The organism is Pseudomonas sp. SG20052, from assembly GCF_031766055.1.
GTDB lineage: Bacteria > Pseudomonadota > Gammaproteobacteria > Pseudomonadales > Pseudomonadaceae > Aquipseudomonas > Aquipseudomonas mandelii.
This window is the reverse complement of the sequence record NZ_CP134498.1, coordinates 5518349-5541533: the sequence shown is the minus strand read 5'-3', so window position 1 is coordinate 5541533 and position 23185 is coordinate 5518349. Positions and strand designations below refer to the sequence as shown.

Genomic DNA, 23185 nt, shown 5'->3' with positions numbered 1-23185 from the left:
AGTAAGTCTAGAAGAGCACAAGGCCAAGCGTTTGCTCACCGAATATCTTTCAGATACGCCTTGAGTACGATGAGCGGGCGATCGACCTCGCTTGTGCCAAGCTGAAGGGTGTTGAAGCGCCGAGCATTCGATTGCCGGTCAGGCAAACCCCCAAAGGGCCCATAACATGAACATCGCTCATGCAGCACACGTCCGTCGAGAATTCTATAAAGCCGTCAGGTTCTACTTTCGCGTTGTCTGGCCGATTTTTTCCATCCTGCTGTTTTTGATCGTGCTGTTCGGTCTGATCATCAGCTATCTGGAAGGATGGGGTCCTTTTGACGGTATCTACTTCGCGTTCGTGACCGGCCTGACCATCGGTTATGGCGATCTCGTCCCGAAACTGGCCGTCTCACGGGTGCTGGCGGTTTTGCTGGGGTTTAACGGGGTGCTGATGACGGCAATATTTGCGGCGATCAGCATTCGGGCGATTGAAAATGCGGTGCGGGCGACAGACCACCTGGAGTAGGGGACGTGGCGGCGTAGTGGGAAATACGCTATGAAGCCCTGCTAGCGATGTTCATTTGAAAACGGGAAAGACTGATGATTGATTTCAACAACAAAGGATTCTTCAAGCTCAAGCAAAACGACGAATACGCCGCACGCGTTTCCGACCTCTTGATCGACGGCGAACACGTCATCGACGCTTATAAGTCCATGCGCGATGGCGTGGTGTTCACCAACAAACGCATCATCGCCGTCAACGTCCAGGGCCTCACCGGCAGCAAAAAAGACTTCACCTCATTACCCTACAAAAACATCGTGGCGTACTCGGTGGAAACCTCTGGCACGTTCGACCTGGACTCCGAACTGGAGGTTTATTTCTCGTCGCTGGGAAAAGTGAAATTCGAATTCACCGGCAGGACATCAATGGTCGAAATCTCAAAACTGATCTCCCAACACTTGCTCTAACCCCAACACGAAAAAGCCCCGAAAAATTCGGGGCTAACTGCCTAAACACACATCCAGTGTGGGGCCTGCTCGCGAAAGCGCCAGACCAGCCACCATCAACGCTTAAAGCTAGCCACTACCTCCAGCCTTAGCCTCCACCCGCTTAGGTGTCGGCAAAAAACCAGTGTTTTATGTAGCGTCGGCGTAGACATGATGATCAGGCTTCGACAGCATCAATCCCAATCGCGCCCGATCCTCTGGTGCTGTCTCAGTCCGGCATTACGTTCGGGCCTTCTTGTCTCTGGAGCATAGTAATTGGCTTAACCGCCCCCCCTGTGGGAGCGAGCCTGCTCGCGAAAAACTCAAGGCAACCACCATTCCCGCTGAATGCCCCACCCCGCGACCAAACCCGCCCCTACATGCGTTACGCCTGACGTCTCAAAACCAGAAGCTACTCTTCAGCCTCCGCCGCCTGCTTCGACATCGGCGCAACCTTCCGATCCCGCGTCAGTACCTTCACCGCATCATCCACCACCGCCTTACTCATCGCCGTCAAATAATGCGCGGCCCAAGAGTGGCGGTCGGTGTCTGTGGCGTAGGCGGCATCTTCGTTCAGCTTCTTGGCGAGGAAGAGAAAGTCAGAAACCATGGCCAATGCATCGCCGAGGGGAACGCCGCGTGTGACGTGGAAGAGGGGTTGATCGGCGCAGTAAATGGCGGGGGTTAGGCCGATGGTTTTCAGCTCTGATTGATCGGTCATTGGCCACCTCCGGTGACGGAGAGGCGGTGGGCGAGGGTGGATAGCGGAACGTCACGCAACTGGGAATCGCGTTGAGGGAAAAGCCAAAATTTGTACGGATTGATGCTGCGCATTATCAGACTCCTTGATATGTGAAGCTGCCGCATTCGTTTCCACACGAATGGGTGACAGCTGTGCGCAGGGTGGAAAACCGGGAATCAAGGAAACCGGCACGCCCGAAGACGTCCCACGCACAGCCGCCATAACTCACGCCGCAGGCATAAAAAAAGCGCCTGATGACGTGTCTGGGGCGCTGTTGCGCCTTGAATTACACGGGTTTCCACACCGGTCGCTGAATTGGCAGCGACGGATGGGAGGTTAGCGTGCAGACCCTTTCCCTGCAACCTTTGAAGGCTTCGATCACAAGCCCTTTAGACGAAAAATCTGCTCAATCCGTTTTGGCATGGTTATCCGCTACACTCAAAGTCCGTTATCAACTAGAAGTAGACATTGGATTCCGTATTTACATCGGCCCCCTTGATTGCTCGCCCATATCACGTTGCTTTACCGTCTGTATGTATGGAGTATTCGTCGCCATACATACTGGCAGCTCAGGGGGTTATTCATGAACAGACGTTATCCCGAGCAAAAGGTAGTGCAAGTGCGCCCCTCTGGTGCGAATTTTCCTTCGGGGCTCTCTCAGTGAGCAGCCTCATCCCTGAAAGGAGTTGCAGTCGGGAGCATCGAATTCATTGTGCGGTCTCACCTTGTTTCTGTGCCCCAGTACGGGCAGCCATTTTCAGTGCAGGACTACACCCAGACAGAAGAGCCGGTCGATGCCTCTAAATAGACCTAAAAGAACGTTAAAAAACGCCTCAGCCTCAAGGCGCTTAATCGAACCGTATGTTGTTGTAAGGAGGCTGAAAATTCATGGCAAATAAGAAGATATTAACAATTGGGTTTTCGCTGGCTGATGATCAAGCTGAATCTTGTGAATTTGACTCTGAAGCTTCTCTTTTGGATTGGGATATAATACTTTTTAAGCCAGATATTAACGATTACCTCTATAGGCGCGAAAGTACCTTCGAAGGGAAGCCATGCCTATCGGATGATCAATCATTCAAGTTGCGAGCACAGTCTGAGCATTGGCGAAGAGAAATAAAAGCAGCTATTGAGCATGGGAAATTAGTATTAGTATTTTTAAGTGAGCTGACCCCGCTAAGTATTGCTACCGGAAAAAAAGAATATTCTGGAACTGGTAGAAATCAAAAAGTGACAAGAATCGTAGCTGGCTATGATAATTATCAGTCGATCCCATTAGGTCTAAAACCAATAATCTCAAAAGGGAAAGAGATAAAGCTTTCTGCAAAGAATTCCGACTGCATATCATCTTATTGGTATGAATTCTCGAGTGTTTCATCGTACAAGGTTATCGTTGGTGGTGAAGTAACCCCATGCTTGCTGACCAAGCATGGTGATAAGGTGGTAGGTACTATAGCTACGTCGAAAAACTCTAATGGCGCCTTGTTATGCCTTCCTGATATTGACTTTTATCCTGCATCATTTTTTGTTGGCGAAGAAGACGAAGCAAATGAAGGCGGTTGGACACCAGAAGCAAAGCAGTTCGCAGCTAGGATGATAAAAGCGATTATTTCGATAGATAAATCTCTACGATCATCTTCCGAATTAACTCCTGAGCCTGACTGGGCAAAAGATACCAAATATAGATTGAGTCAGGAAAAATTAGCATCTCAGAAGCTTCTGAAAATTGAACAAGATCTCGAAGTTATTCAAGCTGAAAAAGAGGCTGTAATCGATGAGGTAAAAGACTTGGGGAGGCTTAGAAACCTGTTATTCGAAAAAGGTAAGCCACTAGAGTTTGCAATTTTAGACGCCCTAAAAATAATTGGATTTGAAGTCTCGCAATTTGATAATGGCGAATCTGAATTTGATGCCGTTTTTGAGTCGAAGGAAGGCAGGTTAATTGGCGAAGCTGAAGGTAAAGACAATAAAGCAATAAATATCGATAAACTTCGGCAGTTGGCAATGAATGTTCACGAAGATCTTGAGCGGGATGAAGTTTGTGAGCCTGCGAAGCCAGTACTGTTTGGTAATCCATACAGGTTGCAATCGATTGATGACAGGCCGGAACCATTTACAACAAAGTGTATTTCCGCTGCATCTTCAAGCTCTACCGCCCTTGTATTTACCCCCGATCTCTTTCTCATCGCTAAGTACTTGAAAGATAAGCACGATGCAAAATATGCAGCTAAGTGTCGGAAAGCTATCTTAACCTCTATCGGTAAAGTTGTTTTTCCTGAAGTCCCAAAAGAAGTGGTGGCAGGCAGCGAGCAGCCGAAGAGCGACGAGGCATAACAAAGTATTATACGGGGCAAGTCGTTGACGCAGCGTTCGGTACACTAGGTATCGCACCGCAAGAATAAAAAAGGAGGCAAGATCTATTTTCTTGAAAATCAATCTGCCTCTTGTTCTTTAGTTATTTTCACCTGTTTGACGATGCTGTTTAATTTCTTCCGATCTGGATAGGTATGATGCTAGGCTTAAAATTACTAGGCTCAATGTTGTAAAAACCTGGATAAAAACCATGTTGATTTCGAAGCCCATACCAACTATTGAAAATGCTTGGCCTACGTTTGTTAATGTGCCAATGTTCATCGAAAGGCTTATCGCTTCCCATGCATCATTGCACTTCGTGAAAAGAAGGTAGGCAGGTGCGGAGTAGAAATATATCTCTACGTAGCTCCTCATGGCCAGAATGATTCGTTCTTTGCTGGTGAGGCCAGTAGTCGACTCTGAATCTTGAAATGCATCTGTGACAAAGGCGTAGGTGATTTCAAGACTGCGAGATATAAAGCGCAAGACCGCCAGTGATACTAGGAGCTGTGCGATATATGAAGTTGGGAAGTGACTTGCAAAAATTAGTGTAATTGCCCCGAATGCTAGGCTAAACCAAAAATTGTAGGTGTTACTGAGCGTGACGAATGTCTTAAGCTTTTCTTTCGAATGCTCCGCGCATAAAGCTTTTGCGCGTGATTTGAAACGAATAGCCCACCAAAAGTCCGGGCTTAAAATGAGGGCCCATTCATGTCCAGGTTTCCAGTCAAAAGATTGGTATCGATCAATCTTTAGAGAGTTGTAAATTCTACGTTTGATGAGGTACGCAAGCGTTCCATATATGAAAGTGGCGAAAAGAAAAACTCCAACACTCAGCATCGAAGATTTGTCCTTAATTATTGTGGAGGGGATGGAGGGTTATTTTTGGGTGCCCGGAAAATATATCCATCTCGCTTTTTCCATTTTTTCAGTGTCTAGTCCTGAAATAGATTTACACCTGTTGCAGGACTAGACACGAGTAACTCAAAGCGCTTGGCTGATTGTCTCCCATGACCAGATCAACATGCAATTCACCAGCCGTGCCGCAGATAGTGATGCTCAAGAGCTTCGCGACTGGGGTACAGTGCTGGATTGCTTGGTAAGTAAGCTTTTTTGCCGTGCAGTCTTGTCGTCATATTTTTATCAGCTGGGGAGTGGGGGCCGTCTTCCATGGCAGGGTCGCAATACCGAGTCCGACCGCCCAGAGTGATAGTGATAAACCCACAATCGAAAAGCCGATGATGCACTGTGCATAGTAGTAGGCCATTCCGAGGGTCGAGGCGTTGCCCCGGGGTAGCTAGACTCCAAGGAATAATATGCGCGGCATCAAGGGCTTGGTAGATGCTAAGCCCACACATTGCGCACTGTTGCCCATATGCTCGTACTAGTGCTTCCTTAAAAACAGTTTGTGCTACTCCTCGAACTTTAACCTTGGCATAGATCTCATGGCTATTTTCAGGCTGGTCGATAAGAGCTTGAGCCAAAGATTCCGGAGTGTCGGCCGGACCAAAGGCTCCATAGGGGTTTGGAGTCTTGCTCCAGTCGTTATCAAAAACGAGATGGTGGGCTGTCTCGAGATCATCCAACTGACACCCTATAAAGCCGGTACCAGGAACGCCCGACTTTGCACCGATCACAATGGACGTCAGTGGAGGTAGTTTCGCTTCAATGCAGTATGTTTGTATCGGATCGAGCGCCCAACGCATTGATAAAGGGTTGGTCTGCACCGAGGGTGCTAACTCTCCATATGTCGCTGTCATCCGTCTGGAGGCGACGTCAACAAGTTGAGGCCACAGAATTCCTGCTGCGTGGTACCAATTTTTCCCTGTCACAACTCACTCCAATGTACAGCTTTTGATTCGGTGCGGCATTTTGCCAACCGACCCACATGAAAGTTGGTGGATCCTATCAGCGTTAAGGTGAACAAAAGAAGATGGCCAGGGAAATGGGGGCTGGGAAAGGAAAAGGGGATTGGTTTATCTTTATGGGAAAGTGGTGGAAAAGGAGGGCAGATTTAATGTGGATAAGACGCTCCCGACCAGCGTCTCCAGCTAATGGGCGTTCCCGTTTTTTAGACCGCCTCCTTCATTTATTGAATGTCTTTCAGGTAATCCTTAAGCGCAATGAGCGGCGCATTAAGCTGCTCCAGTGTCCGCGCACGGCTGAAATCAGCTGACAATCGTTGCAGTTCTCGCCCTAGCGGCGTATCCGCCTCGCCTATAGCGTCCAGCGCCAAACCCACGCAGTGCGCCACTCTGAACTGAATGGCCTCGACATCACCTCGCCGCACCAACAACCCAAAAACCTCCCGCTCATAGTCACTCATGATCGGATCATCCCGCAGAATCGGACTTTCACCTTCCCGCTCATAAGCCAGCTTGAAGGCGAAAAGGGCAACGGTTTCCAGCAGCAATTCCATTGTGTGAATCCTTGATTCGTTAGCCGAGCAGTTTCGGGTTGTGGCGTTGAAAAGCAGGATCAAAAGATCGCAGCCTTCGGCAGCTCCTACAGGTAGGCGGGGCGTCAGCCACTTTATCGCAGACGAAAAAAAAGGCCTTGCTAAGCAAGACCTTTCTTAATTTTGGTGCCCCGAGGGAGACTCGAACTCCCACTCCTTTCGAAAACGGATTTTGAATCCGCCGCGTCTACCAATTCCGCCATCAGGGCTCAATGGCGGCGAAGTATAGAGATGAGATTACCGTCGGTCAATCAGGTACATAGAGAATTTTCACTATTTCGGCTAGACTTCCGGCCCCTGCTAGACGAACCCCATCATGCGCGTTGCTGACTTTACTTTCGAACTCCCTGATTCGCTGATTGCTCGCCACCCTTTGGCCGAGCGTCGCAACAGTCGCCTGTTGACCCTTGATGGGGTCAGCGGCGCCCTGGCACACCGTCAATTCACCGATTTGCTCGAGCATTTGCGTCCGGGCGATTTGATGGTGTTCAACAATACCCGGGTGATTCCGGCGCGGCTGTTTGGCCAGAAGGCTTCCGGCGGCAAGCTGGAAATTCTGGTGGAGCGGGTGCTCGACAGTCATCGTGTGCTGGCGCATGTGCGGTCCAGCAAGTCGCCGAAGCCGGGTTCGAAGATCCTGATCGATGGCGGTGGCGAGGCTGAGATGCTGGCGCGGCACGATGCGTTGTTCGAGCTGGGGTTTGCCGAAGAGGTGTTGCCGCTGCTGGATCGCGTCGGGCATATGCCGCTGCCTCCTTATATAGACCGCCCGGATGAAGGCTCGGACCGCGAGCGTTATCAGACGGTGTACGCCGAGCGCCTGGGCGCGGTGGCGGCGCCGACGGCGGGGCTGCATTTCGATCAGCCGCTGATGGAGGCGATTGCCGCCAAGGGCGTCGAGACCGCGTTCGTGACCTTGCACGTCGGCGCTGGCACGTTCCAGCCGGTGCGCGTCGAGAAGATCGAAGATCACCACATGCACAGCGAATGGCTGGAAGTCGGCCAGGACGTGGTGGATGCCGTGGCGGCCTGTCGCGCTCGCGGTGGTCGTGTGGTGGCGGTGGGGACCACCAGCGTGCGTTCCCTGGAAAGCGCCGCGCGCGATGGTGTGCTCAAGCCGTTCAGTGGTGACACCGATATCTTTATCTACCCGGGCCGGCCGTTTCATGTGGTCGACGCCCTGGTCACCAACTTTCATTTGCCCGAATCCACGCTGTTGATGCTGGTTTCGGCGTTCGCCGGTTATCCCGAAGCGATGGCCGCTTATAAAGCGGCTGTCGAGCATGAATACCGCTTTTTCAGCTACGGTGATGCGATGTTTATCACCCGTAACCCCGCACCACGTGGCCCTGAGGACAAAGAATGAGTCGCCAAAGTCGTATGTCGTTTGAGTTGCTTGCTACCGACGGCAAGGCTCGTCGCGGTCGTTTGACCTTCCCGCGCGGTACCGTCGAGACCCCGGCGTTCATGCCGGTGGGCACGTATGGCACCGTCAAGGGCATGCTGCCGCGGGATATCGTCGCGACCGGCGCGGAGATCATTCTGGGCAACACCTTCCACTTGTGGCTGCGTCCTGGCACCGAAGTGATCAAGAAGCACGGCGACCTGCACGATTTCATGCAGTGGAAAGGCCCGATTCTGACCGACTCCGGCGGTTTCCAGGTGTTCAGCCTCGGCGCGATGCGCAAGATCAAGGAGGAGGGCGTGACCTTCGCTTCTCCGGTCGACGGCGCCAAAGTGTTCATGGGCCCGGAAGAGTCGATGCAGGTTCAGCGTGACCTGGGCTCAGACATCGTGATGATTTTCGACGAGTGCACGCCGTATCCGGCCGACGAAGACGTCGCACGGATTTCCATGGAGCTGTCGTTGCGTTGGGCCAAGCGTTCGAAAGAAGCCCATGGCGACAACACGGCGGCGCTGTTCGGCATCGTTCAGGGCGGCATGCACCAGGATCTGCGCATGCGCTCCCTGGAAGGCCTCGACAAGATCGGCTTCGATGGCCTGGCCATTGGCGGTCTGTCGGTGGGCGAGCCCAAGCACGAGATGATCAAGGTGCTGGATTACCTGCCGGGGCAAATGCCGGCTGACAAACCTCGTTACCTTATGGGCGTTGGCAAACCGGAAGATCTGGTTGAGGGTGTGCGCCGCGGTGTGGACATGTTCGATTGCGTGATGCCAACCCGTAATGCCCGCAATGGGCATCTGTTCATTGATACAGGCGTGCTGAAGATCCGTAACGCGTTCCATCGCCATGATGATTCGCCGCTCGATCCGACCTGCGATTGCTATACCTGCCAGAACTTCTCTCGCGCTTATCTGCATCACCTGGACAAGTGCGGCGAAATGCTGGGGAGCATGCTCAATACCATCCATAACTTGCGTCATTATCAAGTGCTTATGGCTGGTTTGCGCGAGGCTATTCAACAGGGTACATTGGCCGCCTTTGTCGATGCCTTCTACGCCAAACGCGGGCTTCCTGTTCCGCCTTTGGACTGAGTTTTCTGACCCCAAGATTCAACATTTGCAACTGGAGTGCTAAATGAGCTTTTTTATCTCTAATGCCATGGCTGACGCTGCTGCACCTGCTGCAGGCCCAATGGGCGGCGGCTTTGAGTGGATTTTCCTGGTCGGTTTCCTGGTCATCTTCTACCTGATGATCTGGCGTCCACAGGCCAAGCGCGCCAAAGAGCAGAAGAACCTGCTGAGCAGCCTGCAGAAAGGCGACGAAGTTGTGACCACCGGCGGCATCGCCGGCAAGATCACTAAAGTGGCTGATGATTTCGTGGTTCTGGAAGTTTCCGACACCGTCGAAATGAAGTTCCAGAAAGGCGCCATTGCCGCCACGCTGCCAAAAGGCACGCTAAAAGCGATCTAAGTTTCAACTTCTACTCAATCGACGGGGCGCGCAAGGCGCCCCGCGTCATAAGCGGGCGGCGTGATGCTGAACAAATACCCTCTGTGGAAATACATTCTGATCCTGGCGGTGCTGGCGGTCGGTCTGATTTATTCCGCTCCCAATTTATATCCTGATGACCCGGCCATTCAGGTCAGCGGCGCAAGCACTGCGCTGCAAGTCAATCAGGCTGATCTGGATCGTGTGAGCGCTGCGCTCAAGGAATCCGGGATCAACGTCAAGGCAGCCACGCTGGCGGCCAATGGCAAGGGCGGTCTGATTCGTCTGACCAAGGCAGAAGATCAGCTGCCGGCCAAAGACGTCGTGCGCAAGGCACTGGGTGATGACTACGTCGTCGCGCTGAACCTGGCACAAACCACCCCGCAATGGCTGCGCAACCTGGGCGCGCACCCGATGAAGCTGGGTCTGGACTTGTCCGGTGGTGTGCACTTCCTGCTCGAAGTGGACATGGACAAAGCCCTCGACGCACGCTTGAAAGTGTACGAAGGCGATGTAAAGAGTCTGTTGCGTAAAGAGAAACTGCGCTATCGCAGCCTGCCGCAACTCAACGGTGCCATTCAGCTGGGCTTCGCTGATGAAGCTTCCCGCGAACAGGCCCGCGCACTGATCCGCAAGAACTTCAACGATTTCGACATTGTTCCGGCCGACCTCAATGGTCAGGCGGTGCTGCGTCTGGCGATGACCCCGGCCAAGCTGGCGGAAATCCGTGAATACTCCATCAAGCAGAACTTGACCACGGTACGTAACCGCGTCAACGAGCTGGGTGTTGCCGAACCGATCGTTCAACGTCAGGGCGCCAACCGCATCGTGGTTGAGCTGCCGGGCGTGCAGGACACCGCAGAAGCCAAGCGTATCCTCGGCAAGACGGCCAACCTTGAGTTCCGTCTGGCGGCTGAGCCGGGCGCTTCGAAAGCCACTTCCGAAAGCTTCGAGTTCCGTGAAGGCAATCGTCCACCGGCACAGATCGAGCGTGGCCTGATCATCACCGGTGACCAGGTGACTGACGCCAAGGCAGGCTTCGGCGAGCACGGCACGCCAGAAGTGAACATCCGTCTGGATGGCCACGGTGGCGAGCTGATGAGTCGTGCGACTCGCAGCAACGTCGGTCGCAGCATGGCGGTGATCTTCATCGAACAGCGCCCGGTCACCACGTACACCAAGCAAATGGTCAACGGCGTCGAGAAAGACGTTGCGGTCCAGACGTTTAAAGAAGAGAAGAAGATCATCAGCCTGGCGACCATCCAGTCGCCGCTGGGTGCTCAATTCCGTATCACTGGCCTGAACGGTCAGGGCGAGTCGTCCGAACTGGCGCTGCTGTTGCGTGCCGGTGGTCTGGCTGCACCGATGTACTTCGCTGAAGAGCGCACCATTGGCCCGAGCCTGGGTGCCGACAACATCATCAAAGGTATCGATGCATCGCTGTGGGGCATGCTGTTTGTCTCGCTGTTCATCATCGCCATCTACCGCTTCTTCGGCATCATCGCCACCGTCGCACTGTCGGTGAACATGGTGCTGCTGCTGGCCTTGATGTCGCTGCTGGGTGCAACGCTGACCCTGCCGGGTATCGCCGGTATCGTATTGACCATGGGTATGGCGGTCGACGCCAACGTTCTGATCTTCTCGCGGATTCGTGAAGAGATCGCGGCGGGCATGACCGTGCAACGGGCAATCAACGAAGGCTTCGGCCGGGCATTTACTGCGATTCTCGACGCCAACCTGACAACGTTGCTGGTCGGCGGGATTCTCTTTGCGATGGGCACAGGTCCAGTCAAAGGCTTCGCAGTGACCATGTCCCTCGGGATCTTTACCTCGATGTTCACGGCCATCATGGTGACCCGCGCGATGGTCAACCTGATCTTCGGCGGTCGTGACTTCAAGAAGTTGTGGATTTAAGGGGCTGCCATGTTACGTACAATCAACTTCATGGGCGTTCGCAACGTTGCGTTCGGCGTCACATTGTTCCTTACCGTGCTGGCTTTGTTCAGCGTCGCCACCAAGGGCATGAACTGGGGCCTGGACTTCACCGGCGGTACGCTCATCGAGCTGACCTACGAGCGTCCGGCCGATGTCACCAAGGTGCGTGAGCAGCTGGTCACTTCGGGTTATCACGAGGCAATCGTGCAGAGCTTCGGTGCGACTACCGATTTGCTGGTGCGTATGCCGGGTGAAGACCCGCAGCTGGGCCATCAAGTGGCAGAAGCGCTGCTGAAAGTCGGCGGCGACAACCCGGCAACGGTCAAACGCGTCGAGTTCGTCGGCCCGCAGGTGGGTGAAGAACTGCGCGACCAGGGCGGCCTCGGCATGCTGATGGCGCTGGGCGGCATTCTGATCTACCTGGCTTTCCGCTTTCAGTGGAAGTTCGCGGTCGGTGCCATCGTTTCGCTGATCCACGACGTGATCGTGACCATCGGTATCCTGTCGTTCTTCCAGATCACCTTCGACCTGACGGTGCTGGCGGCGGTACTGGCGATCATTGGTTACTCGCTCAACGACACCATCGTGGTATTCGACCGGGTTCGTGAGAACTTCCGTGTACTGCGCAAGGCCAGCCTGATCGAGAACATCAACATCTCGACCACGCAAACCCTGCTGCGCACCATGGCGACGTCGATCTCCACCTTGCTGGCGATCGCGGCCCTGCTGTTCTTCGGTGGCGACAACCTGTTCGGCTTCTCCATTGCCCTGTTTATCGGTGTTCTGGCGGGTACTTACTCGTCGATCTACATCGCGAACGTGGTGCTGATCTGGCTGAACCTGAGCAGCGAGGACCTGATTCCTCCTGTGGCCACTGACAAGGAAGTCGACGACCGTCCATAACGGCCATCGCTCCTCCAGCTGTCAGCCCAAAAAGGCGCGAGTTGAACTCGCGCCTTTTTTTATGCTCCAAGGCTGGGAGAAGCGCGGGCTTTGCCCGCATGTGATTGTCAGGAGGTTCATGTGAACAAGTCGTTGCTGGTTGGTGCGGTATTGGGTGCTGTCGGTGTAACAGCCGGGGGTGCTGTTGCCACCTACAGCCTGGTTAAAAGCGGCCCTGAGTATGCGCAAGTGCTAGCCGTTGAACCGGTCAAGACACAAATCAAGACGCCACGTGAAGTGTGCAAGGATGTAGCAGTAACCCGGCAAGCGCCGGTGAAAGATCAACACCAGATCGCCGGTACGGTGGTCGGTGCATTAGCCGGTGGTTTGCTGGGTAACCAGATCGGCGGCGGCACCGGCAAGAAGATTGCCACGGTCGCAGGCGCTGTCGGTGGTGGTTATGCGGGCAACAAGGTTCAGGAAGGCATGCAAGAGCGTGACACCTACACCACGACTCAGACTCGCTGTAACACAGTGAATGACATCAGCGACAAGGTTGTAGGCTACGACGTTCGTTATTCGCTGGATGGCAAGGAAGGCAAGGTGCGGATGGATCGTGATCCGGGTAACCAGATTCCGGTCGACAAGGAAGGCAAGCTGGTCCTGTCGCAGAACGAACAGGCTCACTAGAAAACTGCAATTCAGATTCAAAAAGAAGCACCCGGATGGGTGCTTTTTTTTGCCCACGATTTAAGCGACACAGCAAATCCCCTGTAGGAGTGAGCCTGCTCGCGATTGCAATCTATCAGTCAAAACAGGTGGAGACTGATACATCGCTATCGCGAGCAGGCTCACTCCTACATGGGGTCCGTGGTGCTGCAGGTAAAAATCCCGGGCATAAAAAAAGCACCCCGAAGGGTGCTTTTTTGTGGGCGTTCGCTTAGCGTTTCAGCGAGGCCGGCAGGTGCGGCTGGATCGCCGTCAATACTGCCTTGAAGCACTTGGTGTTGCCTGCAACGACGTGGCCTTTCTCAAGGAAGTCGTGGCCACCGGTGAAGTCGCTCACCAAGCCGCCGGCTTCCTGGATCAGCAGGGCGCCTGCCGCCATGTCCCACTCGGACAGGCCCGACTCCCAGAAGGCGTCAAAACGACCGGCAGCCACGTAGGCCAGGTCCAGGCTCGCCGAACCTGCGCGGCGGATGCCGGCGGTCTGGCCTACCAGGGCGCGGAACATGCCCAGGTAGTTGTCGAGGTTGTCCATCTGGTCGTCACGGAACGGGAAGCCGGTACCCAGCAGGGCGCCGTCCAGGCTGGTGCGGCCGCTGACGCGCAGGCGACGACCGTTCAGTTGAGCGCCGCGACCACGGCTGGCGGTGAATTCTTCCTGGCGAACCGGGTCCAGAACAACAGCGTGTTCCAGGCGACCGCGGTATTTGCAGGCGATGCTGACAGCGAAGTGAGGAATGCCGCGCAGGAAGTTGGTGGTGCCGTCCAGCGGATCGATGATCCACAGGTATTCTTCGCCTTCGATCCCGGTGCCGGCGTGCATGCCGGTTTCTTCACCCAGGATCGAGTGATTCGGGTAGGCCTTGCGCAGCGCGTCGATGATTTTCTGTTCGGCGGCGCGATCCACCTCGGATACATAATCCTTGGCGTCTTTTTCGTCGACCTTGATGGTATCCAGGCGCTCGATGGAGCGGAAGATCAATTCACTGGCGCTGCGGGCGGCGCGCAGCGCGATATTCAGCATGGGCTGCATGGATGTGTCACCTAAGGTTGTTAAAGAAAGCCGGGCATTCTATCAGAACTTTTCTACAGGTGAAGGTTGGTGTTCGCTTTCATAGCTTAACGGTAGGATCAACTGTAAGATTCTGCTCCCAAATTTGTGTTCGAGAACGCCTCCCGTGCTGCATAACATTCGTGTCGTCCTGGTCAATACCAGCCACCCCGGCAACATCGGCGGGGCTGCGCGTGCCATGAAGAACATGGGCCTGTCGCGGCTGGTGCTGGTCGAACCGCGGTTGTTCCCGCATCACGAGGCCGATGCCCGTGCTTCCGGCGCCGGGGACATCCTTGAAAACGCGCAAGTCGTCGCCACCTTGGAAGATGCCTTGGTCGGCTGCAATCTGGTGCTTGGCACCAGCGCCCGTGACCGTCGCATCCCCTGGCCGTTGCTCGATCCCCGCGAATGCGGTGTGAAGGTGGTCGAGGAAGCGGCATCGGGTGCCGAGATTGCCTTGGTCTTTGGTCGTGAAGATTCCGGCCTGACCAATGAAGAGCTGCAGCGATGTCATTATCACGTGCACATTCCATCAGACCCTGAGTTCAGTTCGCTGAACCTTGGGGCAGCGGTGCAGGTGTTGAGTTATGAAGTGCGCATGTCCTGGCTCGCGGCCCAAGGCCAGCCGAGCAAGGTCGAGAAGGATGAGGTGGCGTCCACCAAAAGTGGTGAGCTGGCGACCATGGATGAGCTGGAGCGATTCTATGAGCACCTGGAGCAAACCCTGGTGGCCATCGAATTCCTCGATCCGGAAAAACCACGGCACTTGATGGCGCGCCTGCGCCGGTTGTACGGTCGCAGCTCGGTCAGCCGGGCGGAAATGAATATATTGCGTGGCATCCTCACGGAAACCCAGAAAGCGGCCCGTGGCGAGCTTCTAAAGCGGAAGGATTAAAAATGTTCGAGCGTTTGCGTGAAGATATCCAGAGTGTTTTCCATCGTGACCCGGCAGCGCGCAACGCCTTTGAAGTCCTGACCTGCTACCCCGGCATGCACGCCATCTGGATCCATCGCCTGTCATCGGCCCTGTGGGGTATGGGTTGGAAGTGGCTGGCGCGGGTTGTCTCTAACTTCGGTCGCTGGCTGACCGGGATCGAGATTCATCCCGGCGCCAAGGTCGGTCGTCGCTTCTTTATTGACCATGGCATGGGCATCGTCATTGGCGAGACCGCCGAGATCGGCAACGATGTCACCCTTTATCAGGGCGTGACGTTGGGTGGCACCAGCTGGAACAAGGGCAAGCGTCACCCGACGCTGGAAGATGGCGTGGTGGTCGGGGCGGGCGCCAAGGTGCTCGGTCCGTTCACGGTGGGCGCGGGTGCCAAGGTCGGTTCCAACGCCGTCGTGACCAAGGCGGTTCCGGCTGGGGCCACGGTGGTCGGAATTCCGGGGCGGATCATCGTCAAGTCCGATGAAGAGCAGGACGCCAAGCGCAAGGCCATGGCCGAGAAGATCGGTTTCGATGCCTACGGTGTTGGCGAAGACATGCCTGACCCGGTGGCGCGGGCTATTAACCAATTGCTCGATCACCTGCAGGCAGTCGATGGCCGTCTGGAGGGGATGTGCGGAGCGTTGAAGGACCTGGGCAGTAATTACTGTGCGAAAGATCTGCCTGAGCTGCGCGAAGAAGACTTTGCCTGTGTGAAGGACAAGGATCAGAGCCAGGCCAGTTAAACCGCGCCGACCCCTTCGCGGGCAAGCCTTGGCGCGACCCCTGTAGGAGCGAGGCTTGCCCGCGATGAACGATAACGCGGTACTGCTGGCTGTTCGCGCCCAGCCTTTGCTATGATGCGCGCGCTCTTTTGCGGGTAATCCTGACTAAAGTACTAGGTCTTATAGTTGACTTAAATACTCGGGAATTGCATACTCGCCCCATTCCGAACTCCGTGGTAATTGTCCATGCGACTGACTACAAAAGGCCGATACGCCGTAACCGCCATGCTCGACCTGGCGTTGCACGCGCAGCACGGGCCGGTGTCCCTGGCCGATATCTCCGAGCGCCAAGGCATCTCCCTGTCCTACCTCGAACAGCTTTTCGCCAAATTGCGCCGCAGCAATCTGGTCTCCAGCGTTCGTGGCCCGGGCGGTGGCTACCAACTGTCCCGCGACATGCAGGGCATCCAGGTCGCCCAGGTGATCGATGCGGTGAACGAATCGGTCGATGCAACCAAATGCCAGGGCCAAGGTGATTGCCATCAAGGCGACACCTGCCTGACCCACCACTTGTGGTGCGATCTGAGCCTGCAGATTCACGAATTTCTGAGCGGTATCAGCTTGGCTGACCTTGTAACTCGCCGTGAGGTGCAAGAAGTAGCCCAGCGTCAGGACCAGCGCCGTTGCAACAGCAAGGCGCCACGCCTGGACAAGATTGAAGCGTCCGCCGTCGAATGACAGCCAGAGAGCAAAGCGGTACGCCAGCCAGCCTGATTAGGAGATAGTCCATGAAATTGCCGATTTACCTTGATTACTCTGCGACCACCCCGGTTGATCCGCGTGTTGCGCAAAAGATGAGTGAATGCCTGCTGGTCGACGGAAACTTCGGTAACCCGGCGTCCCGTTCCCACGTGTTCGGCTGGAAAGCTGAAGAGTCCGTCGAAAACGCTCGTCGTCAGGTCGCTGACCTGGTTAACGCCGACCCGCGTGAAATCGTCTGGACCTCCGGTGCCACCGAGTCCGACAACTTGGCAATCAAGGGTGCGGCGCATTTCTATGCGACCAAAGGCAAACACCTGATCACTACCAAGATTGAGCACAAGGCTGTCCTCGACACCATGCGCCAGCTGGAGCGTGAAGGTTTCGAAGTGACCTACCTCGAGCCTCAGACTGACGGCCTGGTTACGCCAGCGATGATCGAAGCCGCCCTGCGCGACGACACCATCCTGGTCTCGGTCATGCACGTGAACAACGAAATCGGCACCATCAACGACATCGCAGCCATCGGCGAACTGACCCGCTCCAAGGGTATTCTGTTCCACGTCGACGCCGCTCAGTCCACTGGCAAGGTCGAGATTGACTTGCAGAAGCTGAAAGTCGACCTGATGTCGTTCTCTGCCCACAAAACGTACGGCCCTAAAGGCATCGGCGCGCTGTACGTCAGCCGCAAGCCGCGTGTGCGCATCGAAGCGACCATGCACGGCGGCGGTCACGAGCGTGGCATGCGTTCCGGCACCCTGGCGACCCACCAGATCGTCGGCATGGGCGAAGCGTTCCGCGTAGCCAAGGAAGACATGGCGGCCGAGAACATCCGTATCAAAGCCCTTAGCGACCGTTTCTTCAAGCAGGTCGAAGGCCTGGAAGAGCTGTACATCAACGGCAGCATGACCGCCCGCGTACCGCACAACCTGAACCTGAGCTTCAACTACGTTGAAGGCGAGTCGCTGATCATGGCGCTCAAGGATCTGGCGGTTTCGTCCGGTTCGGCCTGCACCTCGGCATCGCTTGAGCCTTCGTATGTACTGCGCGCCCTGGGCCGCAACGACGAACTGGCCCATAGCTCGATCCGTTTCACCTTCGGCCGTTTCACCACCGAAGAAGAAATCGACTACGCCGCGCAGAAAGTCTGCGAGGCCGTTACCAAGCTGCGCACCCTGTCGCCGCTGTGGGACATGTACAAAGACGGTGTCGACATTTCGAAAATCGAGTGGGCGGCACACTGATTTCAAGTCGCCGCAAACCGGCCCTGCAAAACCAAGGTTTTCAGGGCTCAAGAGCGACTCTCTGATGAGTGAGGATTAAGAATCATGGCTTACAGCGAAAAGGTCATCGACCACTACGAAAACCCGCGCAACGTCGGCAAGATGGACGCGGAAGACCCTGATGTCGGCACCGGCATGGTCGGCGCTCCGGCGTGCGGCGATGTGATGCGCCTGCAGATCAAGGTCAACGAGCAAGGCATCATCGAAGACGCCAAGTTCAAGACCTATGGTTGCGGTTCGGCGATCGCCTCCAGCTCCCTGGCGACCGAGTGGATGAAAGGCAAGACTCTGGATGAAGCAGAGACCATCAAGAACACTCAGCTGGCCGAAGAACTGGCACTGCCGCCGGTAAAAATTCACTGCTCCGTACTCGCTGAAGACGCTATCAAAGCGGCCGTTCGCGACTACAAGCAGAAGAAAGGCTTGATCTAAGCATTAAGCGACGAGTAAGGAGTCAACGATGGCTATCAGCATGACAGAAGCGGCTGCTCAACACGTGCGACGCTCCCTTAACGGGCGCGGCAAAGGTGAGGGGATTCGCCTGGGTGTTCGCACCACAGGTTGTTCCGGCCTTGCCTACGTGCTGGAGTTTGTCGACGAGGTGGTTGCAGAGGATCAGGTGTTCGAAAGTCACGGCGAGAAAGTGATCATCGACCCGAAAAGCCTGGCCTACCTGGACGGCACCGAACTCGATTTCGTCAAGGAAGGGTTGAACGAAGGCTTCAAGTTCAACAACCCCAACGTGCGCGGTGAATGTGGCTGCGGCGAAAGCTTCAACATCTGAGGCTGCTCGTGGGTACTCCTTGTCATTTCGCTTTATTTGAACTGCAGCCGAGCTTCCGTCTGGATCTCGATCAGTTGGCCACGCGCTATCGTGAGTTGGCGCGCGGTGTTCATCCGGACCGCTTTGCAGACGCTTCCGAGCGCGAGCAGCGGCTGGCGCTGGAGCAATCCGCGAGCCTCAACGAGGCCTATCAGACGCTCAAAAGTCCCCCAAAGCGCGCGCGATACCTGCTCGCTTTGAATGGAGGCGAGTTGCCGCTGGAGGTCACGGTGCATGATCCGGAATTCCTTCTGCAGCAGATGGAATTGCGTGAAGAGCTCGAAGACCTGCAAGACAGCGCCGACCTGGCGGGTGTTGCAGTGTTCAAGCGTCGCCTGAAGACGGCTCAGGATGAACTGAACGAAAGCTTCGCAGCCTGTTGGGATGATGCAGCGCAACGTGAACAGGCCGAACGCCTGATGCGGCGCATGCAGTTCCTCGACAAGCTCACCTACGAAGTGCGCCAGTTAGAAGAGCGCCTCGACGATTAACCCAGTGCCGCTCCGGTCGCACGCCTGATATACAGATAAGTCCTGATAACGATGGCCCTACTGCAGATCGCCGAACCCGGCCAAAGTCCTCAACCGCACCAGCGTCGTCTGGCTGTGGGGATCGACTTGGGCACTACCAATTCGCTGGTCGCTGCGTTGCGCAGTGGTCTTTCCGAGCCTCTGGCCGACGCCGAAGGGCAGGTCATCCTGCCGTCCGCCGTGCGCTACCACGCCGATCGCGTCGAAGTCGGCGAGTCCGCCAAGCTGGCGGCCGCTACCGATCCTTTGAACACCGTGCTGTCGGTCAAGCGCTTGATGGGTCGTGGTCTGTCCGACGTCAAGCAATTGGGCGACCAACTGCCGTACCGCTTTGTCGGTGGCGAGTCGCACATGCCGTTCATCGACACGATTCAGGGGCCGAAAAGCCCGGTCGAAGTCTCCGCCGATATCCTCAAGGTGCTGCGTCAGCGTGCTGAAGCGGCATTGGGTGGCGAGTTGGTGGGCGCGGTGATCACCGTTCCGGCCTATTTCGATGATGCTCAGCGTCAAGCGACCAAGGATGCGGCCAAGCTGGCCGGTCTGAACGTGCTGCGTTTGCTCAATGAGCCGACCGCAGCCGCAGTGGCTTACGGTCTGGATCAGCATGCCGAAGGCCTGGTCGCGATTTACGACCTGGGTGGCGGTACGTTTGATATTTCGATCCTGCGCCTGACGGGCGGTGTATTCGAAGTCCTCGCTACCGGTGGCGATAGCGCCTTGGGTGGCGATGACTTTGACCACGCCATCGCTGGCTGGATCATCGAGAGCGCCGGCTTGTCCGCCGACCTCGACCCGGGTGCTCAGCGCCATCTGCTGCAAACCGCTTGTGCGGCCAAAGAAGCCCTGACCAATGCCTCGACGGTTGAAGTCGCTTACGGCGACTGGAAGGCGCAACTGACCCGCGAAGCCTTCGATGCGCTGATCGAGCCAATGGTCGCCCGCAGCCTGAAAGCCTGCCGCCGCGCGGTGCGTGATTCCGGCATCGAGCTGGACGAAGTGCACGCTGTGGTCATGGTCGGCGGCTCGACGCGCGTGCCTCGCGTTCGTGAAGCCGTCGCTGAAGCCTTTGGTCGCCAGCCGCTGACTGAAATCGATCCGGATCAAGTGGTGGCCATTGGGGCTGCGATCCAGGCCGATACGTTGGCTGGCAACAAGCGCGATGGCGGCGAATTGCTCTTGCTCGACGTCATTCCGTTGTCCCTGGGGCTGGAAACCATGGGCGGCCTGATGGAGAAGGTGATTCCACGCAACACCACCATCCCCGTTGCCCGCGCCCAGGACTTCACGACTTACAAAGACGGCCAGTCGGCCATGGCGATTCACGTGCTGCAAGGCGAGCGTGAGCTGATCAGCGACTGCCGTTCCCTGGCACGCTTCGAATTGCGCGGCATTCCGGCCATGGTCGCCGGTGCCGCGAAAATCCGCGTGACGTTCCAGGTCGATGCCGACGGTCTGCTCAGTGTTTCCGCTCGCGAGTTGGGTTCAGGCGTCGAGGCCAGCATTCAGGTCAAGCCGTCCTACGGTCTGACCGACGGCGAAATCGCCAAAATGCTCAAGGAATCGTTCCAGCACGCCAACGACGACAAGGTCGCCCGTGTGTTGCGTGAGCAGCAGGTCGACGCCCAGCGCCTGATCGAAGCGGTGCAGGCTGCCCTTGATGTCGACGGTGAGCGCTTGCTCGACGCCGAAGAGCGCATGGTCATCGAGTTGCAGATGCAGGAACTGACCGAACTGATGAAAGGTACCGATGGTTTCGCCATCGAGCAGCAGACCAAGCGTCTGTCGCAAGTGACCGACGCTTTTGCTGCCCGCCGCCTGGACTCAACGGTGAAAGCCGCGCTGGCGGGGCGCAACTTGAATGAGATTGAGGAATAACGATGCCGCAGGTCATTTTTCTGCCACACGAGAAGTTTTGCCCGGACGGCATGGTTGTGGAGGCTGAACCCGGCATCTCCATCCTCGAACTGGCTCACGAACACCATATCGAGATGGAAAGCGCTTGTGGCGGCGTCTGCGCCTGCACCACCTGCCATTGCCTGATTCGCGAGGGCTTTGACTCGCTGGAAGAGGCCGATGAGCTGGAAGAAGACTATCTTGATAAGGCTTGGGGGCTGGAGCCCCACTCACGCTTGGCCTGTCAGGCAAAAGTCGGGACTGAAGACCTGACCGTCGAAATTCCGAAGTACTCGCTCAACCATGCGGCCGAAGCGCCGCACTGATTCAAGGAAACGTCATGAGTCTGAAATGGGTTGATGTGCTGGAAATCGCGATCCAGCTGGCTGAATCCCGGCCGGAAGTGGATCCGCGTTATGTGAACTTCGTCGATCTGCACAAATGGGTGCTGGCATTGCCGGAGTTCAGTGATGATCCGACCCGCGGTGGCGAGAAGGTACTTGAAGCCATTCAGGCCGCCTGGATCGAAGAAGCAGACTGAGTCTGCGCCGTATGCAGTTAGGCAATACCAAAGAACCCGCGTATAATTCGCGGGTTTAATTTTTCGCAAATTACCGTTTCTGGAGTTACACCATGGCTGTTCAACGTACTTTCTCCATCATCAAGCCTGACGCTGTTGCAAAAAACGTCATCGGCGAGATCACCACTCGTTTCGAAAAAGCCGGCCTGAAGGTTGTAGCTTCGAAAATGAAGCAACTGTCCAAAGCCGAAGCTGAAGGCTTCTACGCTGAGCACAGCGCTCGTGGTTTCTTCGGCGACCTGGTTGCTTTCATGATCTCCGGTCCAGTTGTCGTTCAGGTTCTGGAAGGCGAAAACGCTATCGCTCTGAACCGTGAGCTGATGGGCGCTACCAACCCTAAAGAAGCTGCTGCCGGCACCATCCGTGCTGACTTCGCTGACTCCATCGATGCCAACGCTGTACACGGTTCGGACTCCGAAGCCGCTGCTGCTCGCGAAATCTCGTACTTCTTCGCAGCTACTGAAGTAACCACTCGCTAAGCATTGGCTTATGAGTGAAGGTGAATCCATGACTACATCGACTGTAAAAACCAACCTGCTGGGTCTGACTCAGCTGGAAATGGAAAAATTCTTCGACTCAATCGGGGAGAAGCGTTTCCGTGCCGGTCAGGTAATGAAATGGATTCACCACCTTGGCGTCGATGATTTCGACGCCATGACGAACGTCAGCAAGGCCTTGCGCGACAAGCTCAAGGCTATTGCCGAGGTTCGCGGTCCTGAAGTCGTCAGCGAGGACATCTCCACCGACGGTACCCGTAAATGGGTGGTGCGCGTGGCGTCCGGTAGCTGCGTCGAGACCGTTTACATTCCCCAGGGCAAGCGCGGCACTTTGTGCGTTTCGTCCCAGGCAGGCTGTGCCCTGGATTGCAGTTTCTGCTCCACCGGCAAGCAAGGTTTCAACAGCAACCTCACCGCCGCTGAAGTCATCGGCCAGGTGTGGATTGCCAATAAATCGTTCGGCAGCATCCCGGCGACCGCCGACCGTGCCATCACCAACGTGGTGATGATGGGCATGGGTGAGCCGCTGCTGAACTTCGACAACGTCGTGGCCGCCATGCATCTGATGATGGATGACCTGGGCTACGGGATCTCCAAGCGCCGCGTGACCCTGTCCACTTCGGGCGTGGTGCCGATGATCGATGAGCTGTCCAAGCACATTGACGTCTCCCTGGCGTTGTCGCTGCACGCACCAAACGACGCATTGCGTAACCAATTGGTGCCGATCAACAAGAAATATCCGCTTAAGATGCTGCTCGAGTCGTGCCAGCGCTACATGTCGTCCCTGGGCGAAAAGCGCGTGCTGACCATCGAGTACACCTTGCTCAAGGACATCAACGACAAGGTTGAACATGCCGTTGAGATGATCGAGTTGCTCAAGAACATCCCGTGCAAGATCAACCTGATTCCGTTTAACCCGTTCCCGCATTCCGGTTACGAGCGCCCGAGCAACAACGCGATTCGCCGTTTCCAGGATCAGCTTCACCATGCCGGCTTCAATGTCACCGTGCGCACCACCCGCGGTGAAGACATCGATGCCGCGTGTGGCCAATTGGTAGGGCAGGTGCTGGATCGCACCCGTCGCAGCGAACGTTATATCGCCGTGCGTGAGTTGAACGCCGAGAACGATATGGCTCAAAACGCTGCGGAATAAATC

General features: G+C 55.8%; 26 protein-coding genes and 1 tRNA gene. 21 read left to right on the top strand and 6 right to left on the bottom strand.

The features are described 5' to 3' along the window. Positions 1 to 166 precede the first annotated feature (166 nt). Together RHP74_RS25395 and RHP74_RS25390 are read left to right on the top strand one after the other, a co-directional pair. Positions 167 to 508, top strand: coding sequence for a potassium channel family protein (locus RHP74_RS25395; protein WP_077749351.1), 342 nt, complete (start codon positions 167 to 169; stop codon positions 506 to 508). Positions 509 to 582: 74 nt separating this feature from the next. Further along, positions 583 to 951, top strand: coding sequence for a PH domain-containing protein (locus tag RHP74_RS25390; RefSeq protein WP_010457986.1), 369 nt, complete (start codon positions 583 to 585; stop codon positions 949 to 951). A gap of 430 nt (positions 952 to 1381) precedes the next feature. Here the strand turns inward: RHP74_RS25390 and RHP74_RS25385 are convergent, their stop codons facing one another. Continuing rightward, the gene (locus RHP74_RS25385) at positions 1382 to 1690 is read right to left on the bottom strand and encodes a DUF3077 domain-containing protein (protein WP_311096578.1); all 309 of its coding nucleotides are present in this window, start codon (positions 1688 to 1690) and stop codon (positions 1382 to 1384) included. A gap of 909 nt (positions 1691 to 2599) precedes the next feature. Here RHP74_RS25385 and RHP74_RS25380 point away from each other — a divergent pair. Then, positions 2600 to 4045, top strand: a complete 1446-nt coding sequence (locus RHP74_RS25380) for a hypothetical protein (RefSeq protein ID WP_311096577.1) — start codon at positions 2600 to 2602, stop codon at positions 4043 to 4045. 117 nt (positions 4046 to 4162) lie between these two features. On the opposite strand, the gene RHP74_RS25375 is transcribed toward RHP74_RS25380, so the two are convergent. From RHP74_RS25375 to RHP74_RS25360, 4 genes are all read right to left on the bottom strand, one after another. After that, positions 4163 to 4903 carry a hypothetical protein gene (locus tag RHP74_RS25375; RefSeq protein WP_311096576.1) on the bottom strand — a complete coding sequence of 247 codons (741 nt, stop codon included), beginning with the start codon at positions 4901 to 4903 and terminating at the stop codon, positions 4163 to 4165. Positions 4904 to 5094: 191 nt separating this feature from the next. After that, positions 5095 to 5790, bottom strand: a complete 696-nt coding sequence (locus RHP74_RS25370) for an HNH endonuclease (protein WP_311096575.1) — start codon at positions 5788 to 5790, stop codon at positions 5095 to 5097. Between the two features lie 362 nt (positions 5791 to 6152). Next, entirely contained in the window at positions 6153 to 6482 is a 330-nt protein-coding gene (locus RHP74_RS25365) for a hypothetical protein (protein ID WP_311096574.1), read from the bottom strand. 163 nt (positions 6483 to 6645) lie between these two features. Further along, positions 6646 to 6730: transfer RNA gene (locus RHP74_RS25360), tRNA-Leu, on the bottom strand. Between the two features lie 107 nt (positions 6731 to 6837). Here RHP74_RS25360 and queA point away from each other — a divergent pair. The 6 genes from queA (at position 6838) to RHP74_RS25330 (ending at position 12921) form a co-directional block, all read left to right on the top strand. Next, positions 6838 to 7887, top strand: a complete 1050-nt coding sequence (gene queA, locus RHP74_RS25355; RefSeq protein ID WP_008025479.1) for a tRNA preQ1(34) S-adenosylmethionine ribosyltransferase-isomerase QueA — start codon at positions 6838 to 6840, stop codon at positions 7885 to 7887. Between the two features lie 14 nt (positions 7888 to 7901). After that, on the top strand, positions 7902 to 9017 hold the full coding sequence (gene tgt, locus RHP74_RS25350; RefSeq protein ID WP_010457900.1) for a tRNA guanosine(34) transglycosylase Tgt: 1116 nt from the start codon (positions 7902 to 7904) through the stop codon (positions 9015 to 9017). A gap of 43 nt (positions 9018 to 9060) precedes the next feature. Next, positions 9061 to 9396, top strand: coding sequence for a preprotein translocase subunit YajC (gene yajC / locus RHP74_RS25345; RefSeq protein ID WP_007982729.1), 336 nt, complete (start codon positions 9061 to 9063; stop codon positions 9394 to 9396). A 63-nt stretch (positions 9397 to 9459) separates the two neighbouring features. After that, positions 9460 to 11328: a protein translocase subunit SecD gene (gene secD / locus RHP74_RS25340; RefSeq protein WP_311096572.1), complete on the top strand. Its 1869-nt coding sequence runs from the start codon at positions 9460 to 9462 to the stop codon at positions 11326 to 11328. A 9-nt stretch (positions 11329 to 11337) separates the two neighbouring features. Continuing rightward, a complete protein-coding gene (gene secF, locus RHP74_RS25335; protein WP_304817020.1) occupies positions 11338 to 12252 on the top strand; it encodes a protein translocase subunit SecF in 915 nt (304 codons plus the stop codon). Positions 12253 to 12372: 120 nt separating this feature from the next. Next, positions 12373 to 12921, top strand: a complete 549-nt coding sequence (locus tag RHP74_RS25330; RefSeq protein WP_010457893.1) for a glycine zipper 2TM domain-containing protein — start codon at positions 12373 to 12375, stop codon at positions 12919 to 12921. A gap of 250 nt (positions 12922 to 13171) precedes the next feature. Here RHP74_RS25330 and suhB read toward each other — a convergent pair whose 3' ends face one another. Next, positions 13172 to 13990 (bottom strand): inositol-phosphate phosphatase, encoded by an 819-nt coding sequence (suhB, locus tag RHP74_RS25325; RefSeq protein ID WP_008053258.1) that lies wholly within the window; start codon positions 13988 to 13990, stop codon positions 13172 to 13174. A gap of 145 nt (positions 13991 to 14135) precedes the next feature. On the opposite strand from suhB, the gene trmJ reads away from it, so the two are divergent. The 12 genes from trmJ to rlmN all read left to right on the top strand — a co-directional run bounded on the left by trmJ (position 14136) and on the right by rlmN (position 23182). Next, positions 14136 to 14906, top strand: coding sequence for a tRNA (cytosine(32)/uridine(32)-2'-O)-methyltransferase TrmJ (gene trmJ / locus RHP74_RS25320; protein ID WP_010457884.1), 771 nt, complete (start codon positions 14136 to 14138; stop codon positions 14904 to 14906). Between the two features lie 2 nt (positions 14907 to 14908). Beyond that, positions 14909 to 15685 carry a serine O-acetyltransferase gene (cysE, locus tag RHP74_RS25315; RefSeq protein ID WP_010457882.1) on the top strand — a complete coding sequence of 259 codons (777 nt, stop codon included), beginning with the start codon at positions 14909 to 14911 and terminating at the stop codon, positions 15683 to 15685. 225 nt (positions 15686 to 15910) lie between these two features. Beyond that, on the top strand, positions 15911 to 16402 hold the full coding sequence (iscR, locus tag RHP74_RS25310; protein WP_007903581.1) for a Fe-S cluster assembly transcriptional regulator IscR: 492 nt from the start codon (positions 15911 to 15913) through the stop codon (positions 16400 to 16402). A 50-nt stretch (positions 16403 to 16452) separates the two neighbouring features. Further along, the gene (locus RHP74_RS25305; RefSeq protein WP_010457878.1) at positions 16453 to 17667 is read left to right on the top strand and encodes an IscS subfamily cysteine desulfurase; all 1215 of its coding nucleotides are present in this window, start codon (positions 16453 to 16455) and stop codon (positions 17665 to 17667) included. Positions 17668 to 17751: 84 nt separating this feature from the next. After that, positions 17752 to 18138: a Fe-S cluster assembly scaffold IscU gene (gene iscU / locus RHP74_RS25300; RefSeq protein ID WP_003443374.1), complete on the top strand. Its 387-nt coding sequence runs from the start codon at positions 17752 to 17754 to the stop codon at positions 18136 to 18138. A gap of 28 nt (positions 18139 to 18166) precedes the next feature. Further along, complete coding sequence (gene iscA, locus RHP74_RS25295) at positions 18167 to 18490, top strand: iron-sulfur cluster assembly protein IscA (protein ID WP_007903589.1); 324 nt, start codon at positions 18167 to 18169, stop codon at positions 18488 to 18490. Positions 18491 to 18498: 8 nt separating this feature from the next. Next, positions 18499 to 19020 carry a co-chaperone HscB gene (gene hscB, locus RHP74_RS25290; RefSeq protein ID WP_010457866.1) on the top strand — a complete coding sequence of 174 codons (522 nt, stop codon included), beginning with the start codon at positions 18499 to 18501 and terminating at the stop codon, positions 19018 to 19020. A 51-nt stretch (positions 19021 to 19071) separates the two neighbouring features. Continuing rightward, positions 19072 to 20934, top strand: a complete 1863-nt coding sequence (hscA, locus tag RHP74_RS25285; protein WP_083375808.1) for a Fe-S protein assembly chaperone HscA — start codon at positions 19072 to 19074, stop codon at positions 20932 to 20934. Between the two features lie 2 nt (positions 20935 to 20936). Then, entirely contained in the window at positions 20937 to 21278 is a 342-nt protein-coding gene (gene fdx / locus RHP74_RS25280; RefSeq protein WP_010457863.1) for an ISC system 2Fe-2S type ferredoxin, read from the top strand. Between the two features lie 14 nt (positions 21279 to 21292). Continuing rightward, positions 21293 to 21493: a Fe-S cluster assembly protein IscX gene (gene iscX, locus RHP74_RS25275; protein WP_047538086.1), complete on the top strand. Its 201-nt coding sequence runs from the start codon at positions 21293 to 21295 to the stop codon at positions 21491 to 21493. Positions 21494 to 21585: 92 nt separating this feature from the next. Beyond that, the gene (gene ndk, locus RHP74_RS25270; RefSeq protein ID WP_010457859.1) at positions 21586 to 22011 is read left to right on the top strand and encodes a nucleoside-diphosphate kinase; all 426 of its coding nucleotides are present in this window, start codon (positions 21586 to 21588) and stop codon (positions 22009 to 22011) included. Positions 22012 to 22039: 28 nt separating this feature from the next. After that, the gene (rlmN, locus tag RHP74_RS25265; protein ID WP_010457857.1) at positions 22040 to 23182 is read left to right on the top strand and encodes a 23S rRNA (adenine(2503)-C(2))-methyltransferase RlmN; all 1143 of its coding nucleotides are present in this window, start codon (positions 22040 to 22042) and stop codon (positions 23180 to 23182) included. The last annotated feature ends 3 nt before the right edge of the window (positions 23183 to 23185 follow it).

Excerpts from the sequence above, each read along its gene's own strand:
- RHP74_RS25395 (WP_077749351.1), top strand. The coding sequence starts at position 167 with ATGAACATCGCTCATGCAGCACACGTCCGTCGAGAATTCTATAAAGCC.
- RHP74_RS25390 (WP_010457986.1), top strand. The coding sequence starts at position 583 with ATGATTGATTTCAACAACAAAGGATTCTTCAAGCTCAAGCAAAACGAC.
- RHP74_RS25385 (WP_311096578.1), bottom strand. The coding sequence starts at position 1,690 with ATGACCGATCAATCAGAGCTGAAAACCATCGGCCTAACCCCCGCCATT.
- RHP74_RS25380 (WP_311096577.1), top strand. The coding sequence starts at position 2,600 with ATGGCAAATAAGAAGATATTAACAATTGGGTTTTCGCTGGCTGATGAT.
- RHP74_RS25375 (WP_311096576.1), bottom strand. The coding sequence starts at position 4,903 with ATGCTGAGTGTTGGAGTTTTTCTTTTCGCCACTTTCATATATGGAACG.
- RHP74_RS25365 (WP_311096574.1), bottom strand. The coding sequence starts at position 6,482 with ATGGAATTGCTGCTGGAAACCGTTGCCCTTTTCGCCTTCAAGCTGGCT.
- queA (WP_008025479.1), top strand. The coding sequence starts at position 6,838 with ATGCGCGTTGCTGACTTTACTTTCGAACTCCCTGATTCGCTGATTGCT.
- tgt (WP_010457900.1), top strand. The coding sequence starts at position 7,902 with ATGTCGTTTGAGTTGCTTGCTACCGACGGCAAGGCTCGTCGCGGTCGT.
- yajC (WP_007982729.1), top strand. The coding sequence starts at position 9,061 with ATGAGCTTTTTTATCTCTAATGCCATGGCTGACGCTGCTGCACCTGCT.
- secD (WP_311096572.1), top strand. The coding sequence starts at position 9,460 with ATGCTGAACAAATACCCTCTGTGGAAATACATTCTGATCCTGGCGGTG.
- secF (WP_304817020.1), top strand. The coding sequence starts at position 11,338 with ATGTTACGTACAATCAACTTCATGGGCGTTCGCAACGTTGCGTTCGGC.
- suhB (WP_008053258.1), bottom strand. The coding sequence starts at position 13,990 with ATGCAGCCCATGCTGAATATCGCGCTGCGCGCCGCCCGCAGCGCCAGT.
- cysE (WP_010457882.1), top strand. The coding sequence starts at position 14,909 with ATGTTCGAGCGTTTGCGTGAAGATATCCAGAGTGTTTTCCATCGTGAC.
- iscR (WP_007903581.1), top strand. The coding sequence starts at position 15,911 with ATGCGACTGACTACAAAAGGCCGATACGCCGTAACCGCCATGCTCGAC.
- RHP74_RS25305 (WP_010457878.1), top strand. The coding sequence starts at position 16,453 with ATGAAATTGCCGATTTACCTTGATTACTCTGCGACCACCCCGGTTGAT.
- iscU (WP_003443374.1), top strand. The coding sequence starts at position 17,752 with ATGGCTTACAGCGAAAAGGTCATCGACCACTACGAAAACCCGCGCAAC.
- iscA (WP_007903589.1), top strand. The coding sequence starts at position 18,167 with ATGGCTATCAGCATGACAGAAGCGGCTGCTCAACACGTGCGACGCTCC.
- hscA (WP_083375808.1), top strand. The coding sequence starts at position 19,072 with ATGGCCCTACTGCAGATCGCCGAACCCGGCCAAAGTCCTCAACCGCAC.
- fdx (WP_010457863.1), top strand. The coding sequence starts at position 20,937 with ATGCCGCAGGTCATTTTTCTGCCACACGAGAAGTTTTGCCCGGACGGC.
- iscX (WP_047538086.1), top strand. The coding sequence starts at position 21,293 with ATGAGTCTGAAATGGGTTGATGTGCTGGAAATCGCGATCCAGCTGGCT.
- ndk (WP_010457859.1), top strand. The coding sequence starts at position 21,586 with ATGGCTGTTCAACGTACTTTCTCCATCATCAAGCCTGACGCTGTTGCA.
- rlmN (WP_010457857.1), top strand. The coding sequence starts at position 22,040 with ATGACTACATCGACTGTAAAAACCAACCTGCTGGGTCTGACTCAGCTG.